Origin of the sequence: uncultured Alistipes sp., from assembly GCF_902388705.1 — a bacterium.
GTDB lineage: Bacteria > Bacteroidota > Bacteroidia > Bacteroidales > Rikenellaceae > Alistipes.
Map to the genome: position 1 here is coordinate 26,693 of NZ_CABMQJ010000017.1, position 16,082 is coordinate 42,774.

Here is a 16,082-nt window from a genome sequence, read left to right on the forward strand (position 1 = left end):
TTTCCTCCGGACTGCTCCGCTCACCGAGAACGAAAATGAAAAAACTGTTCCTATTCATCGCACTCTGCGCCGCCTGGTGCGCGCAGGCGCAGAAGCCCAACATCGTGGGGCGAGTTACCTGCAAGGGGAAACCCGTCGCCGGGGTCGTCGTTTCGGACGGCGAACTGGTTGTTCGGACGAACTCCGACGGATGTTACGAAATGCGCTCCTCGAAACCCTGCGGATATGTATTCATGTCCATTCCCGGAGGTTACGAAACGGCTACTGACGGTCTGATTCCGCGTTTTTTCGGTTACACGACCCATTGCGATCTCGACGTAATCGACTTCCAACTCGAAAAACGCAGTAACGACAACTTCACGCTCTTCATCTCCACAGACACCCACCTGCGGGGCGATCCCGAAGAACTCGACCTGCCGCAGTTCCGCAAATGGTACCTGCCCGACATTTCGCATGAAATCGAGCGCACCAAAGGCCCGGTCTACTCGCTCCACCTGGGCGACATGACCACCGACATCATGTGGCATAAAAACGACTTCGCGCTGCGCAAGTACCTCGATGTGATGAAAACCTATCCCTCGCCCGTCTTCCACATTCCGGGAAACCACGACAACGAGCGGTTCGTCGATCCGGCGATTCCCGACGCGCAGTGGGACAGCATCGCACAGCGCCCGTTCCGGCAGATTATCGGCCCGAACTACTATTCGTTCAACCTCGGGAAGGTGCATTTCGTCATGCTCGACAACACCATCGTACGCAAAGGTGCGCTCAAGAACGGCAGGCGTCCTTCCCGCAATGACTACCGGCTCGACGAGCGCCAGCTCCGCTGGCTGGGCCGCGATCTGGAAACCGTCGGCAGCGACACTCCGCTCGTCGTCTGCATGCATGTACCCGTCGCCGACTGGACGGGGATTGGCAGCGACGGTATCCCCGAATTCTCGGCCCGGGAAAACCAGCAGGTCATGCACGACCAGCTCATGCCTTTGCTGGCTCGGTTCGGCGACGTGCGCCTGCTGACGGGTCACAACCACCGTTTCATCAACATCCCGCTGACCGACCGCATTTTCCAGCACACGCTCGTTTCGGCTTCAGCCGTGTCGTGGAAAATCAACGGTCCCGAAAGCCGGCTGGTGAGCGAGGACGGTTCTCCCGGCGGCTACCTGGTTCTGCGTTACCGCGGCGATCGGGCCAGCTGGCAGTTCAAGCCCAACGGCTACCGGGCCGACTGCAACCAGTTCCGCGTCTACGACCTGAACCGGGTGCCCGAGGAGTTCGGCGGACAGCCGGGCAGCAACCGTTGTCTGATTAACGTCTACAACTGGGACGAAAAATGGACGGTGCGCGTGCGCGAGAAGGGCCGCGACCTGAAAGTCGAACAGGTTTGGGCCAAAGATCCGCTCTACATCCTCATTCGCCGCGATGTGCTGCCCACGCGTCCCACGGCTTTCCGTGCCGTCGCCAATCCGCACATGTTCTCGGTCGAAGCCTCGGCCCCCGACACGCCGATCGAAGTAATCGTTACCGACCGTTTCGGCCGCAAATACCGCCAGACGGTCGAGCGCCCCAAGCAATTCGACTGGCAGACGGAGTGACGAATCGGAGCGTACTTTCGATTTGTCTGAATAATTTGACATGACAAAAAATAATTCGTATCTTTACAGAAAATTACCACAGATGGAGGTTCTGAAACTGGACAACCGCAATACCACGCTCGTCGACAGTGTCGAAGAGAGTCTGATTCGTTTCTTCAAGGAGAAGGGGCTGCGTCCGGGTAGCAGCATCCCCAACGAGATCGAACTGGCCGCATCGCTGGGCGTCGGGCGTCCGGTTCTGCGCGAAGCGTTGAGCCGTTTCAAGATGACCGGCATGATCGTTTCACGTACCAAGAAAGGCATGATGCTGGGTGAACCTTCGCTGCTCGGCGGCATGAAGCGCTGCATAAATCCGCTGTTGATGAACGAATCGACGCTGCGCGACATCCTTGAATTCCGCATAGCGCTCGAAATCGGCATCAGCAGCAACATTTTCAGCAATCTCACCCCGCAGGACATCGAAGAACTGGAACAGATCGTCGAAATGAGCCAGGTGATCGGCAACAACAAATACGCCCCCATCAGCGAGCACCGTTTCCATACGAAGCTCTATGAAATCACGGGCAACCGCATCATCTCGGAGTTCCAGGATATCATCTACCCGGTGCTGGATTTCGTCAAGGAGAAATACCGCGACTTCTTCGAACCCATCGAGCAGGAACTTATCCAGAACTGCGAGTTGGTCACCCACCGCCATCTGCTGGATTACATCAAACGCGGCGATCTCGAAGGGTACAAACACGCCATTGTCGAGCATTTCAAACTCTACACGATCTACCTCGAACGCCACAGACGGTAACCCCGTCCACATACCGATTACCATGAAACAGACTTTGCGAAGCCTTGTCGGGGGAATTATGCTCCTCGGCATAACGCTGGCAGCCGAAGCGGCAGCCGCATCCACAGCATTTACAGCATCCACCGCTGCCGGCAAGCCCGGCAAATCCGTCCGTAAGTCCGCCGCCCCCGTCGTCGGCGAGGCAGTCACGGTCTTTGCCGAAGGAGAGGACGGCTATGCGGGATTCCGGATTCCGGTCGTCGTCCGCACGGGCGACGATGCGCTGATAGCTTTCGCCGAAGCGCGCCGGCACGACAAACGCGACAGCGGCGACATCGACCTCGTGATGCGCCGTTCGGAGGATGACGGACACACCTGGGGCCCGATCACGACGGTCTGGGACGACGGCGGCAATACCTGCGGCAATCCGGCCCCCGCGGTTCTCGACGACGGGCGGATCGTCATGCTTGCAACCTGGAATCGCGGCTGCGACCGCGAACGGCAGATCGAGCGCCGCACGAGCGTCGATACGCGGCGTGTTTTCGTGCTTCGCTCCGAAGACCACGGACGAACCTGGAGCCGTCCCGAAGAGATCACCGCCGGGGTCAAGGCCCCGGACTGGACCTGGTACGCCACCGGCCCGTGCCACGCCATCGTCAAGCGCCGTGGGCCCCACAAAGGGCGTATCGTCGTCCCGGCCAACCACAAACGACTGGAAAACGACGGCCGGGTCGAATCCTATTCGCAATTGCTCTTCTCCGACGACGAAGGACTCACGTGGCAGTTGGGAGCTGTTTCGCAGCGCGGCGGAAACGAAAGCACGGTCGCCGAACTCGCAGACGGCTCGCTGTTGCTGAACATGCGTCACTACGAACGCAGCGACAGCCTCCGGCTTTACGCCGTAAGCCGCGACGGCGGGACAGGCTGGAGCATCCGGGGCGAACAACCCGAATTGGTCGAACCCCGTTGTCAGGGAAGTCTGCTGAACCTCACGCGCGGCAACCGTCCCACCCGGCGGCTGCTCTTCTGCAACCCGCACGATCCGCGCCGACGCCACAACCTCTCGCTGTGCGAGAGCCGCGACAACGGCCGGACATGGAGCCATCTGGTAACCGTCTGTCCCGGGCCGACAGCCTATTCCGATTTGGTGCGACTCGACCGGAACCGCGTAGGCGTGCTCTACGAAAACGGCGATGCCGACGACCTCTACCGCCGCATCTCATTCACCGTCGTTACGCTCCGCCCATGAATCTCCGAACCCTCTTTTTCCCTGCCGCGCTGACCGCCGCCGGCACAGCGTCGGCCCAACACGTCCTCACGCCGCCCAACATTGTCGTCATCCTGGCCGACGACCTCGGTTTTTCCGACCCGGGATGCTTCGGGGGCGAGATCGAAACGCCCGCACTGGATCGGCTGGCGGCCGAAGGCCTGCGACTCACGCAACTCTACAATTCGGGTCGCAGCTGCCCCTCGCGAGCCTGCCTTCTGACAGGACTCTATCCCCATCGGGTAGGTATCGGCGAAATGGTGCGCGACCACCGGGAAGCATGGCCCGAGGGTTACCGGGGCTATCGCCAGGACAACAACCTCACCATCGCCGAAGCGCTCCGCACGGCTGGTTATCATACCGCCATGGCGGGCAAATGGCACCTGGGAAAGGCGTATACCCCCGTCGACTGCGGCTTCGACGACTTTTACGGATTCCTCAACGGCGCCATGACCTACTGGAATCCCGAACGGTATGTCCGACTGCCCGAAACGGCACCCCGGCGGGAATATGCCCGGGGCGAATTTTACGCCACGGACGCCATTACCGACTACGCCATTGATTTTGCAGCCCGGGCGCGCGAACTGCACAAACCGCTCTTCCTGCACGTGACATACAACGCCCCGCATTTCCCGCTGCAAGCTCCCCGTGAGCGTATCGATCATTACATGGAGCTCTATCTGAAAGGCTGGGATGCGATCCGGGAGGAGCGCGAAGCGCGTCTGCGCCGCCTGGGATTGCTGGCCGACGGGGAGCTGGCTGCAGGTCGGGGCCAAGTGCCGGCAAGTCAGTTTATCGACCGGACACGATCGATTCCGGCATGGGACGCGCTTTCGGAGGAACAGCAGCGTGATTTGGCACGCCGCATGGCCATTTATGCGGCTATGGTCGACATCATGGACCGCAATATCGGACGCCTTATCGAAGCGCTGCGCGATAACGGACAATTGGAAAACACGCTCATACTCTTTCTCTCGGACAACGGAGCCTGCGCCGAATGGCATGAATTCGGGTTCGACGGCCGTAGCGGCACGAACTACCATGTCCACACCGCCGAGGAACTCGCCGGCATGGGACAGCCCGGAACTTATCACCACTACGGCACCGGCTGGGCCAATGTCTGCTGCGCTCCGTTTCGCCTTTACAAACATTTCGCTCACGAGGGCGGGATCTCTTCTCCGAGTATTCTGTGGTGGGGCAACCGGGTGAAACACCCGGGCGGCATCGACCACCAGCCCTGCCATCTCATCGATATCATGGCAACCTGCCTCGATGCCGCAGGAATAGGGTATCTCGACGAGTACGAGGGACGTCAACTGGTGCCGGCCGAAGGCGTTTCGCTTCTGCCCCTTGCCCGGGGACGGCGGCTTCCCGTCCGTGCGATCTTCGCCGAACACGAAGGAAACCGCATGGTACGCCTCGGACGATGGAAGCTCGTGGCTTCCTATTTCAACGGACAGCAATGGGAACTCTACGACATTGCGCACGACCGTACCGAGCAGCATAATCTGTCGGCCCGGCATCCCCGCAGGGTTGACCGAATGGCACAATGCTATTTCCGATGGGCCGATGCGAACGGTGTATTGCCCTATCCGCAGCTGATGAACGAATACGGCGGGCAGAAGATGAAAATATACAACGAACGGTAAAAAAGACCTTGCCGGACGGCCCGCGGGGCATCGATGATTTCCTGCCGGAGCATCCGCAGATTCCCGGGCCGGAGTCCCGGTTCGCGGGAGTGCGTCTTAAAGGGGAACAGCCGGTAAAACAGTCCCCTTTACGACAGGTATTTCATCCGACGTGCGACATGGCGGATGTTCACAGGAACGCCGCGGAACCTGTGCCGGATAAAGAATCAATGCCTGAATGTGCGATGCCATTCCTTTTCTGCATGTGCCTGTTTCGGCAAAAAAGCCCCTCCGTTGCGGAGGGGCTTTTTTGTCGTTCACGGCTGTCCGGCCGTCAGTTTGCGGTATCCTGCCGGGGCAGGAGCGTCGTGTCTATCTGGTGGGGTTTGTCGCCGACATCCACGAGGTTCTCCTCCTCCACGCCCAGCGTGCGGTAGTAGTCGTTGATTTCGGCTACGATTTCCTTGCGGCCCGCATAGACGGCCAGGTAGTAAATGTCGCCCAGCTGCTCGAGTTTGTCGTCGATGAGCGGGGAAACCATATCGCCCTGCACGCCCTCGAAGCGGAAGTAATGCTCGATGTACTCGATCAGCGTCCGCATGTACTCGCGCAGCAGCGCGTCGCCCTTTTCGGCGGCCTCTTCGACGCCCATCGCCGAGGCGGCGTAGTAGGCCTCGAGGAACGGGTAGGTGTTGGCGTCGGTGAAGCGGATCTGCGAGGTCGGCATCCGCTCGAGCCCCAGGTCGAGCAGTTCGACGGCCTCCTCGGCGCGCTCCTGCCGCAGCAGCTCCTTAGCCACGCGGGCAAAGGCGTCGCGGGCGTGCGAGGCGCTCAGGTTGTATTGGATGAAGTAGTCGGCGTAGACCCGCGGGTCGGCGAGGTTACCGTAGCGGAACGTGTCGCGCAGCAGCGGCGCCGCGTAGTCCGGGTCGACGCGCCCGATTTCCCACGGATTCTTCACGGGGGTCAGAATCGGCACGAAACGGTAGGCGTAGCCGTCGAACTGGAGGTAATCCATCAGGCCGAAGTCCTGCAGGATGTAGACCTGCGTCATGTAAATCGGGCGCTTCCAGTCGAAGTTGGCCAGCATGTCGAGAATCATCAGCTGGTTTTTGTCCAGCGAATTTTTCCGCAGGTTGAGGTATACCGTGTCGACGATCAAATCGCGGTCTTTCTCGGCCACGATGCCCGAGGCGATGGCGTTCTCCTTGTTCACCGGCAGCGCGATGCGCTTGGTGGGGATGTAGTCGGTCGTCGAACCGTCGGAGAGCTTGAGCTTGCTGCGCGGGTCGTCGCTGCGGATGAAATCGATAACCTCCTTGATGTCCACGGCCCGGTCGAAGCGGTTGTCCACGGGCACCCAGTCGTTGGTGAAGGTGTATTTGCGCTTGGGCAGCGAGAACGGTACGCCCGGCGCGTCGTTGGCCTTGGTTTTCATCTCGTCGATGTACCATTCGCCGCCCAGGTAGGAGGTGTTCATGATGCGCACGTCGGGACGTACGCCGTAGACCTCCTGGTTGTTCCACAGCGGGAACGTGTCGTTGTCGCCGTAGTTGAGGATGATCGAATTGGGAAGCGTCGACATGAGGTAGTTCCAGCCGATGTCGCGCGCCATGTAGCGGTGCGAGCGGTCGTGGTCGTCCCAGTTCTGCGCCGCAAGGATTGCGGGCACGCCCATGCACACAGCCGTCGCGACGGCCGCCGTTGCGACGTTGTTGCGTTTGGTGAGCCATGCCACGAGGTCGCGGATTGCCAGCACGCCGAAGCCTATCCAGATGGAGAAGGCGTAGAACGAGCCCGCATAGACGTAGTCGCGCTCGCGCGGCTCGCCCGGCGAGGTGTTGAAGTAGAACACCAGCGCGATACCCGTCATGATGAAGAGCCACATGACGATCGAGAAATTGCGCTGGTCGCGGTTGAGCTGGTAGAGCAGTCCGATGAGGCCCAGCAGGAAAGGCAGGAAATAGTAGGTGTTGCGCCCCTTGTTGTCGGCGATTTCACGCGGCAGGTTGTCCTGCGGCCCGAGGAACTTCTCGTCAATCCAGCCGATGCCCGAGAGCCAGTTGCCGTCGGTGATGGTCGTCTGCGTAGGCTGTATGTCGCTTTGGCGTCCCACGAAATTCCACAGGAAGTAGCGCCAGTACATGTACGAAAGCTGGTAGTTGAAGAAGTAGTTGAGGTTCTCGGCGAACGTCGGCTCGACGACGGTGCGGTTTTCGTAGCCGTCGTTGTAAATTTTCTTGCGGCCGAAATCGAGTACCTCGCCCTGTACGGGACGTCCCTGCGCATCGCGGATTACCTCGCCCTTGTCGTCGCGCAGGATTTCGGTCTTGGTGCGGTAGGCGGCCCACTGCCTGTACTCCTTTTCGCCCTTGCGGGTGTCCCACATGCGGGGGAAGAAGTGGATGAATTCCGGGGCGTGGGTGTAGCCCGTGATGACCGAGGCGGGTTTGTACTTGCCGTCCTCGTCGAGGTAGTAGAAATGTTTCTCCTTGTACCCCTCGGGCGGAGCCGAATAGTAGGCGCCGAACAGCAGCGGGCGGTCGCCGTACTGGTCGCGGTTGAGCACCGACATCAGCGCATGGGGGTTGTTGGGGTTGTTGCTGTTCATCGGCGGGTTGGCCGCGGCGCGGATTGTTACCGAGGCGTAGGACGAGAAGCCGACCAGAATCATTGTCGTCGAGAGCAGGATGACGTTCCAGACCACCTTGCCCTTGCGGTGGGTGTACCACGAGGCCCAGCCCAGGCCGCCGATCAGCGCCAGTGCGAAGAGCACCATGCCCGAGTTGACGGGCAGGCCCAGCGTGTTGACGAAGAAAAGGTCGAGCATCGCCCCGACGTAGACCGTGTAGGGGATGATGATGTTGTTGACGAACAGAAGGATGGCCCCGGCGATCAGGGTGGCGTAAGCGATGCCTTTGAAGGTTACCTTTTCGGTTTTGCGGAAGTAGTAGACGAACACCAGCGCCGGAATGGTCAGCAGGTTGAGGATGTGGACGCCGATCGAAAGGCCCATCATGTAGGCAATCAGGACGATCCAGCGCGACGAGTGGGGCTGGTCGGCCTCCTCTTCCCATTTGAGCATCAGCCACACCACGAGTGCCGTGAACATCGACGAGAGGGCGTATACCTCGCCTTCGATGGCCGAGAACCAGAACGTGTCGGTGAACGTGTAGGCCAGCGCGCCTACGGCGCCTGCGCCCAGGACGGCCCAGGTGTTGGCCCGGGTGAGCTGTCCGCCGTCGCGGGTCACGAGCCGCCGCGCCAGGTGCGTGACGGTCCAGAACAGGAACAGGATGCAGAATGCGCTGGCGATGGAGTTCATGGCGTTCACGGCCATGCCCACGTAATCGGGCGAGGGGGCGAACAGCGTGGCCAGGCGGGCCAGAATCATGAACAGCGGCGCCCCGGGCGGGTGGCCGACTTCGAGCTTATAGGAGGTGGCGATGAATTCCGAGCAGTCCCAGAGGCTCGACACGGGCTCCATGGTCATCAGGTAGACAACAGCGGCTATGGCAAAGACCGCCCAGCCGACGATGTTGTTCCAGCGTTTAAAGAATGTCATATTTTTCGGTATGTTCGCTTTGTACGTGCAAAAGTAATCATTTAACGGCGAAATCCAATCAATATTACCCGCCAAAGGCGGAAAGTTGCGATTTTTAAGGCTTTTCGGAGATTCGTGCGTAAGATTCCCGTTTTCCCTGTCTTTGCAAAAACCAAACGGTGACGCGATTATGGAAAGATTGATGGCGGCGCTCGCAGCGCTTGCGGTTCGTTCGTGCCGTCCGTGCGCAGGACGGCTTCGATGCGAAGATGCGAAATGCCGGAGCAACGCTCCGGCATTTGCAGATGGTGTGGCGGGCCGTTGTCCGGCGGTTACTTGCGTCCCGGCTTCAAAATGCCGGAGAGCCAGTTGCCCATGCCGGACTTTTTCTTTGCCGGAGCCAGGGCTTTGCGGGATGCCTCGGGGCTTTCCGCGGTTCGTTTGTCCCGGGCGGGTTTCGGGCTTCCGGCTTTGCGGCCCTCCTGTCCGCGTCCCGGGTTCGCGGCCGGGGCCTTTTGTCCCTCCGGCTTTTCTCCGCTGCGGTTGCTGTGCCGTGCCCGGCGGCGTGCCGTCCGTGCCACGGTATCCCGGCCTTCCTGCGGCTGCGTGTCCGCGCTTTGTCTGTTGCCGGTTTGCTGTCCCTGCAGTTGCGGGGTGCCGGGAGCTCGTCCCTGCGGCTTGCGCCTGCCCGGCCGCTGTCCTGCCCGGCTCTGCACGGGTTGTTTTGGTGCGGGTTGTTTCTGCACGCCGGCTTGCGCCGTGCCGGGGTTTTGTCCTGCGGGCTTTTGCCGGCTGTCTCGGGCGGGTGTCAGCTCCCCGGAATCCGGGTCGAGCACCAGTCCGGTGAGTTTCTGGATCTCCTTGAGCAGCGGACGTTCGTCCTCCGAGCAGAACGACACGGCCTCCCCGTCCCGTCCGGCGCGGCCCGTGCGGCCGATGCGGTGGACGTAGGTTTCGGCCACCTCCGGCAGGTCGTAGTTGATTACGAGCGGCAGCTCGCTGATGTCGATGCCGCGTGCGGCGATGTCGGTGGCAATCAGCACGCGGCAGGCTCCCGAGCGGAAGTCGTTCATGGCCCGTTCGCGGGCGCCCTGCGACTTGTCGCCGTGGATGGCGCGGCCCTCGATACCCGCTTTGGTGAGGATGCGGGCGATGCGGTCGGCGCCGTGCTTGGTGCGTGAGAAAACCAGCACCGATCCTTCGCTGCGCTGGCGCAGCAGGTCGATGAGCAGCCCTCTCTTGTCTGCTTTTTCGGCGAACAGGACGCTCTGTCGGATTGTTTCGACCACCGAGGCCGGGGGCGTTACGGTGACGCGCGCCGGGTCGTGGAGCAGCGTGTTGGCCAGCTTCACGATGTCGTCGGGCATCGTCGCCGAGAAAAAGAGCGTCTGGCGCTCGCGGGGAAGCAGCGGAAGAATGCGCCTGATGTCGTGGATAAAGCCCATGTCGAGCATGCGGTCGGCCTCGTCGAGCACGAAGAAGCGGATGGCGGCAAGCGAGATGTAACCCTGCCCGATCAGGTCTAACAGCCGTCCCGGCGTGGCGACCAGCAGGTCGATACCGCGTTGCAGCGCCTCGACCTGCGGCCGCTGGTTGACGCCGCCGAAAATCACGCAGTGGCGGATGTCCGTGTGGCGGGCGTAGTCGCGGCAGCATTCGTCGATTTGGATTGCCAGCTCGCGCGTCGGCGTGAGCACCAGCGCCCGGATGCTGCGGCGCCCTTTGGTGCGGGGCTCTTCGGTGAGCAGCTGGAGTATGGGCAGCGTGAAAGCCGCCGTTTTGCCCGTGCCGGTCTGGGCGCAGCCCAGCAAATCGCGGCCCTCGAGTGCGGGCGGGATGGCCTGTTCCTGAATGGGGGTGGGCGTCGTGTAGCCTTTTTCGGCCACGGCGAGCTCGATGGGTTCTATGAGGTTCAGTTCCTGAAAAGTCATTGCATGTGGGTTTTGTTCCGGTCGTTGTGTGCCGGATGAAATTAGTTTGATAATATACGGTGGGAAAACGGGAAGCGTCGGACCAACGCGCACTATTATTGGGTGCAAAGGTACGATTAATTCCGCGATTCTGGCGCATCTCGATTAAATTTCTTATTTTTGCACAATAATTTTTCGCAATTATGGAATCGAAGCTTGTACTTTACAATACGCTTACCCGCCGCAAGGAGGAGTTCGAACCCCTGACCCCCGGCCGTGTGGGCATGTATGTCTGCGGCCCGACGGTCTACGGCGACCCGCACCTGGGCCACGCCCGTCCTGCGGTGACGTTCGACCTCCTGTTCCGCTACCTGAAGGCCTGCGGCTACAAGGTGCGCTACGTGCGCAACATCACGGACGTCGGGCACCTGGAGCACGACGCCGACGAGGGCGAGGACAAGATTGCCAAGAAAGCCCGCCTCGAGCAGCTGGAGCCGATGGAGGTGGCGCACTACTATACGGAGCGTTATCACCGGGCGATGGAGGCATTGAACGTCGAAACCCCGTCTATCGAACCTTATGCCTCGGGGCACATCATCGAGCAGATCGAGTTCGTGAAGAAGATTCTGGCCGACGGCTATGCCTACGAGTCGAACGGGTCGGTCTACTTCGACGTGGAGAAGTATAACGCGAAGTATAATTACGGCCGCCTGTCGGGGCGCAACCTCGACGACATCATCGCCAACACCCGCGAACTGGACGGGCAGGGCGACAAGCGCCACTCGTACGACTTCGCGCTGTGGAAGAAAGCCGCCCCCGAGCATATCATGCGCTGGCCTTCGCCCTGGGGCGAGGGATTCCCCGGCTGGCACATGGAGTGTTCGGCGATGTCGACCCGCTACCTGGGCGAACGCTTCGACATCCACGGCGGAGGCATGGATTTGATGTTCCCGCACCACGAGTGCGAGATTGCGCAGTCGACCGCCGCACTGGGGCACGATTCGGCCCGCTACTGGGTGCATAACAACATGATTACGATCAACGGCCAGAAGATGGGCAAATCGCTGGGCAACTTCATCACCCTCGAGGAGCTCTTCACGGGCAGCCACAAACTGCTGGCGCAGGCCTACTCGCCGATGACCATCCGCTTCTTCGTGCTGCAGGCGCAGTACCGCTCGACGCTCGACTTCTCGAACGAGGCGCTGCAGGCCGCCGAAAAGGGCCTCGACCGCCTGATGAAAGGCATCGAGGCGCTGGACAAGGTCAAGCCGTCCGCCGCGTCGACTATCGATCCCGCCGATCTGGAGAACCGCTGCCGCGCGGCGATGGACGACGACCTGAACTCGCCGATGGTCATCTCGGCGCTGTTCGACTGGGTGCGCATCATCAACCAGCTGGCCGACGGGCAGCAGACCGTCACGGCCGCCGACCTCGAGGCGCTGAAAGCCACCGTTTACCGCTATGCGTTCGACATCCTCGGCCTGCGCGACGAGAAAGCCGCCGGTGCGGCGTCGGGGCGCGATTACGTGACTCCGCTGGTCGAAATGCTGCTCGACGAGCGCATGAAGGCCCGCGCCGCAAAGGACTGGGCCGCCTCCGACCGTATCCGCGATGGGCTTGCCGCCGCGGGTATCCGCGTCAAGGACGGCAAGCAGGGCAGCGACTGGGAGCTGGAATAGCGCTGCTGGTGCTGTTGGTGCTGCCGCTGCCGGTGCTGCCGGTACCGTCGGTCGCCGCCGGGTGGCGTACCGCTGCGTCCGGATGGTGTGGCGGGAGTGCCGGGACGTTCGGGATTTCCTGCTCCGGGCGGGCTCCGGCACAGGATGTGCGGCAGGGTTTTTCCGCCCGGACGCCGGCCGGGGATTCCGGTGCGGCGGCACAATATAACATACGTAAATTATGACTGCAACGATAAAAGGGGCGGCTGCGGAGCTCGGTACCGAGCGTATTCGCAAACTGCTCGTACAATATGCCGTGCCGGCAATCGTCGCCATGACGGCGGCGTCGCTCTACAACATGGTCGACAGCATCTTCATCGGCCACGGTGTGGGGCCCTTGGCCATTTCGGGCCTTGCGCTGACCTTTCCGCTGATGAACCTCGCCGCGGCTTTCGGCTCGCTGGTGGGCGTGGGCGCCGCGACGCTGGTGTCGATGCGTCTGGGGCAGCGCGACTACCAAACGGCGCAGAACATCCTCGGCAACGTCGTGGTGCTCAACCTCATCATCGGCCTTGCTTTCGGGTTCGTGACATTGCTTTTCCTCGACCCGATTCTCTATTTCTTCGGGGCCAGCGATGCGACGATAGGCTATGCGCGCGACTACATGACGATTATTCTGGCGGGTAACGTCATTACGCACATGTACCTGGGCCTGAACTCGGTGTTGCGCGCTTCGGGGCATCCGCGCAAGTCGATGTACGCCACGATTTATACCGTGGTTATCAACGCCGCGCTCGACCCGCTGTTCATCTACGGCTTCGGGTGGGGCATCCGCGGCGCCGCCGTTGCCACGATACTGGCGCAGGTCATCGCGCTCGCCTGGCAGTTCCGTATCCTTTCGGACAAAAGCGAGCTGCTCCATTTCCGGCGCGGGATTTACCGGCTGCGCCGCAAAATCGTGCGCGACATCATGGCCATCGGCATGTCGCCTTTTTTGATGAACCTCGCGGCGTGCTTCATCGTCATTCTGATAAACAAGGGACTGAAACAGTACGGCGGCGACCTGATGATCGGCGCCTACGGGATCGTCAACCGCCTGGCGTTCTTCTTCGTGATGATTGTCATGGGCATCAACCAGGGCATGCAGCCCATTGCGGGATATAACTTCGGCGCGCGGCAGTACGACCGCGTGCTGCGGGTGCTGAAACTGACAATCATCGGCGCGACGTGCGTCACGGGCGCCGGGTTCCTGATGGGCGAACTGGCGCCGCGGCTGGCGGTGTCGGCTTTCACGGACGACCCGGAGCTGATCCGGCTGGCCGTGGAGGGGATGCGGATTGTCTTCGTATGCTTCCCGATTATCGGGTTCCAGATGGTGGCGACCAACTTCTTCATGAGCATCGGCATGGCCGGGAAGGCGATTTTCCTGTCGCTTTCGCGGCAGCTGCTGTTCCTGATGCCGGGACTGATTTTCCTGCCGCATATTTTCGACGTGCATACCCGTTGGAACGGCAGCTGGGGCGTATGGTGCTCGATGCCGCTGTCCGATTTGCTGGCGTCGGTCGTCGCTTTCTTCATGCTGGCATACCAGTTGCGGAAATTCCGGGCGCAGATGGCTGCGGCCCGTTCGGAAAACCTTCAATAACGCGCGATTATGGAAGATAAATTCGTCATCAACATCGGGCGCCAGCTGGGCAGCGGCGGCAAGGCCGTCGGGGAGGCCGTGGCGCAGAGGCTCGGAATCAGGGTCTATGACAAGCAGCTTATCAACATGGCCGCCGAGCAGAGCGGCATGTGCCCCGAAATATTCGAACGGGTCGACGAAAAGGAGTCGCGCAACCTGTTCGCGACGTTTATCGGCTACCTGCGTTCGCCGTTTGTCGGCAGCGAGTATGCCGGGGGCAACGTGTTGAGCAACGACGCCCTGTTCAAAATCCAGAGCGACGTGATTCGCGACCTCGCGGCGCGCGAGTCGTGTGTGTTCGTGGGGCGCTGCGCCGACTATATCCTGCGCGACCACCCGCGCAGCGTCAACGTCTTTATCGCGGCGGGCCGCGCCGACCGTATCGGCCGCCTTTGCCGCCAGCAGGGCATTTCGCCCGAGGAGGCCGGGGCGATGATCGACCGCGCAGATGCACGCCGCGCCGCCTACTACAACTACTACAGCTGCGGCCGCTGGGGCGAGGCGGCGACCTACCACCTGTGTGTCGATTCGTCGGCGCTGGGCATCGGGGGAACCGTCGATTTCGTGCTGGAATTCGTGGAGCGCAAACTGGGCGTGAAAGTCCGGTAGGCGTGTCAATCCGATAATTATGCTGATATTATGATACTTGCAGACCAGATAAAGGAATTGGAACAGCGCCTTGCCGTGCTGGAGCGCTGCCTGGAGATAGAGCAGAAACGCATCGACCTGCGCAACGAGGAGGAGAAGACCCAGGAACCCGACTTCTGGGACAATCCCGACAAGGCGCGCGAGCAGCTGCGCAAAGTCGCTGCTATCAAGGCGTGGATCGAGGATTACGACAAGGCGGCCAAAGAGGTCGAAGACCTCGTGCTGATGCCCGATTTCGTGAAAGAACAGGTCGTGACCGAGGCGGAGATGGACGCCCATTATGCACAGACGCTGGAGCACGTCGAAGCGCTCGAAATGCGCAACATGCTGCGCCGCGACGAGGACAAGCTCGGGGCGATTATGGACATCAACGCCGGAGCCGGGGGCACCGAGGCGCTCGACTGGGCGTCGATGCTGCTGCGCATGTACACCCGCTGGGGCGAGGCGCACGGCTACAAGGTCAAGGTGCTCGACTACCAGGCCGGGGACGAGGTGGGGGTGAAATCCTGCACGCTCGAATTCGAGGGCGAGTACGCCTACGGCTACCTCAAGAGCGAGAACGGCGTGCACCGCATGGTGCGCCTGTCGCCGTTCAACGCCAACAACAAGCGCCAGACGACCTTCGCGTCGGTCTTCGTGTCGCCCGCCGTGGACGATACGATCGAGATTACGGTCAATCCGTCGGACATCGAATGGGATACGTTCCGGTCGAGCGGTGCCGGCGGCCAGAACGTCAACAAGGTCGAAACGGCCGTGCGCCTGCGCTACCACGGCAAGGACGCCGATACGGGCGAGCCGGTGGAGTTCCTGATAGAGAATATGGAAACCCGCTCGCAGCTGATGAACCGCGAGAATGCCATGCGTATCCTCCGTTCGAAACTCTACCAGCGCGAGCTGGACAAGCGTATGGCGACGCAGCAGGCGCTCGAGGCCTCGAAGAAAAAAATCGAGTGGGGTTCGCAGATTCGCTCCTACGTCTTCGACGACCGCCGCGTCAAGGACCACCGCACGGGCGTGCAGACCTCGGCCGTCGAGACGGTGATGGACGGCGATTTGGACGCCTTTATCAAGGCCTACCTGATGGAATACGGCGCCGAAGCGTAATGACCCCGGCCGCTGCTGCGGCGAAAACATTTTCCCGATGAAAAAACTGCTTTTCACCACCAGCCTTTTACTTTGCGCTTTCGGACTGCGGGCCCGAACGCAGGTGCAACTGCCTGTGTTTGCCTGTGACGATGCGATTGCAGAGCAGCCCGTTCTGGTCGGCATGACCGATACGGCGGCCTACTTCCCGCTGCTGGAGGGGCGGCGCGTGGCGGTGCTGGCGAACCATACGGCCGTCGCGGGGTTTGGCGGCGGGCAGGCGGCGGGAG

10 protein-coding genes and 1 pseudogene are annotated in these 16,082 nt (G+C 61.2%); 9 read left to right on the forward strand and 2 right to left on the reverse strand.

What is annotated here, in order from left to right; translation table 11 throughout:
* Nucleotides 1-35 precede the first annotated feature (35 nt).
* The 4 genes from QZT71_RS06480 (at nucleotide 36) to QZT71_RS06495 (ending at nucleotide 5,286) form a co-directional block, all read left to right on the forward strand.
* Nucleotides 36-1,592: a calcineurin-like phosphoesterase family protein gene (locus QZT71_RS06480; protein WP_295914075.1), complete on the forward strand. Its 1,557-nt coding sequence runs from the start codon at nucleotides 36-38 to the stop codon at nucleotides 1,590-1,592.
* A gap of 82 nt (nucleotides 1,593-1,674) precedes the next feature.
* Nucleotides 1,675-2,391 (forward strand): FadR/GntR family transcriptional regulator, encoded by a 717-nt coding sequence (locus QZT71_RS06485; RefSeq protein ID WP_295914077.1) that lies wholly within the window; start codon nucleotides 1,675-1,677, stop codon nucleotides 2,389-2,391.
* A 22-nt stretch (nucleotides 2,392-2,413) separates the two neighbouring features.
* Nucleotides 2,414-3,619 (forward strand): exo-alpha-sialidase, encoded by a 1,206-nt coding sequence (locus QZT71_RS06490; RefSeq protein ID WP_295914079.1) that lies wholly within the window; start codon nucleotides 2,414-2,416, stop codon nucleotides 3,617-3,619.
* Nucleotides 3,616-5,286 (forward strand): arylsulfatase, encoded by a 1,671-nt coding sequence (locus tag QZT71_RS06495; protein WP_295914082.1) that lies wholly within the window; start codon nucleotides 3,616-3,618, stop codon nucleotides 5,284-5,286. The genes QZT71_RS06490 and QZT71_RS06495 overlap by 4 nt, the downstream gene beginning before the upstream one ends.
* A gap of 313 nt (nucleotides 5,287-5,599) precedes the next feature.
* Here the strand turns inward: QZT71_RS06495 and QZT71_RS06500 are convergent, their stop codons facing one another.
* Nucleotides 5,600-8,830 carry a DUF2723 domain-containing protein gene (locus tag QZT71_RS06500; protein WP_295914084.1) on the reverse strand — a complete coding sequence of 1,077 codons (3,231 nt, stop codon included), beginning with the start codon at nucleotides 8,828-8,830 and terminating at the stop codon, nucleotides 5,600-5,602.
* Between the two features lie 311 nt (nucleotides 8,831-9,141).
* Nucleotides 9,142-10,740, reverse strand: coding sequence for a DEAD/DEAH box helicase (locus QZT71_RS06505; RefSeq protein WP_295914085.1), 1,599 nt, complete (start codon nucleotides 10,738-10,740; stop codon nucleotides 9,142-9,144).
* 182 nt (nucleotides 10,741-10,922) lie between these two features.
* On the opposite strand from QZT71_RS06505, the gene cysS reads away from it, so the two are divergent.
* The 5 genes and pseudogenes from cysS to QZT71_RS06530 form a co-directional block, all read left to right on the forward strand.
* Complete coding sequence (gene cysS / locus QZT71_RS06510; protein WP_295914086.1) at nucleotides 10,923-12,398, forward strand: cysteine--tRNA ligase; 1,476 nt, start codon at nucleotides 10,923-10,925, stop codon at nucleotides 12,396-12,398.
* Between the two features lie 220 nt (nucleotides 12,399-12,618).
* Nucleotides 12,619-14,022 (forward strand): MATE family efflux transporter, encoded by a 1,404-nt coding sequence (locus QZT71_RS06515; RefSeq protein ID WP_295914088.1) that lies wholly within the window; start codon nucleotides 12,619-12,621, stop codon nucleotides 14,020-14,022.
* Nucleotides 14,023-14,031: 9 nt separating this feature from the next.
* Complete coding sequence (locus QZT71_RS06520; protein ID WP_295914089.1) at nucleotides 14,032-14,670, forward strand: AAA family ATPase; 639 nt, start codon at nucleotides 14,032-14,034, stop codon at nucleotides 14,668-14,670.
* 30 nt (nucleotides 14,671-14,700) lie between these two features.
* Nucleotides 14,701-15,813 carry a peptide chain release factor 2 gene (gene prfB, locus QZT71_RS06525; RefSeq protein WP_295914092.1) on the forward strand — a complete coding sequence of 371 codons (1,113 nt, stop codon included), beginning with the start codon at nucleotides 14,701-14,703 and terminating at the stop codon, nucleotides 15,811-15,813.
* A gap of 37 nt (nucleotides 15,814-15,850) precedes the next feature.
* Nucleotides 15,851-16,082: pseudogene (locus QZT71_RS06530) on the forward strand (DUF1343 domain-containing protein); the annotation flags it as partial.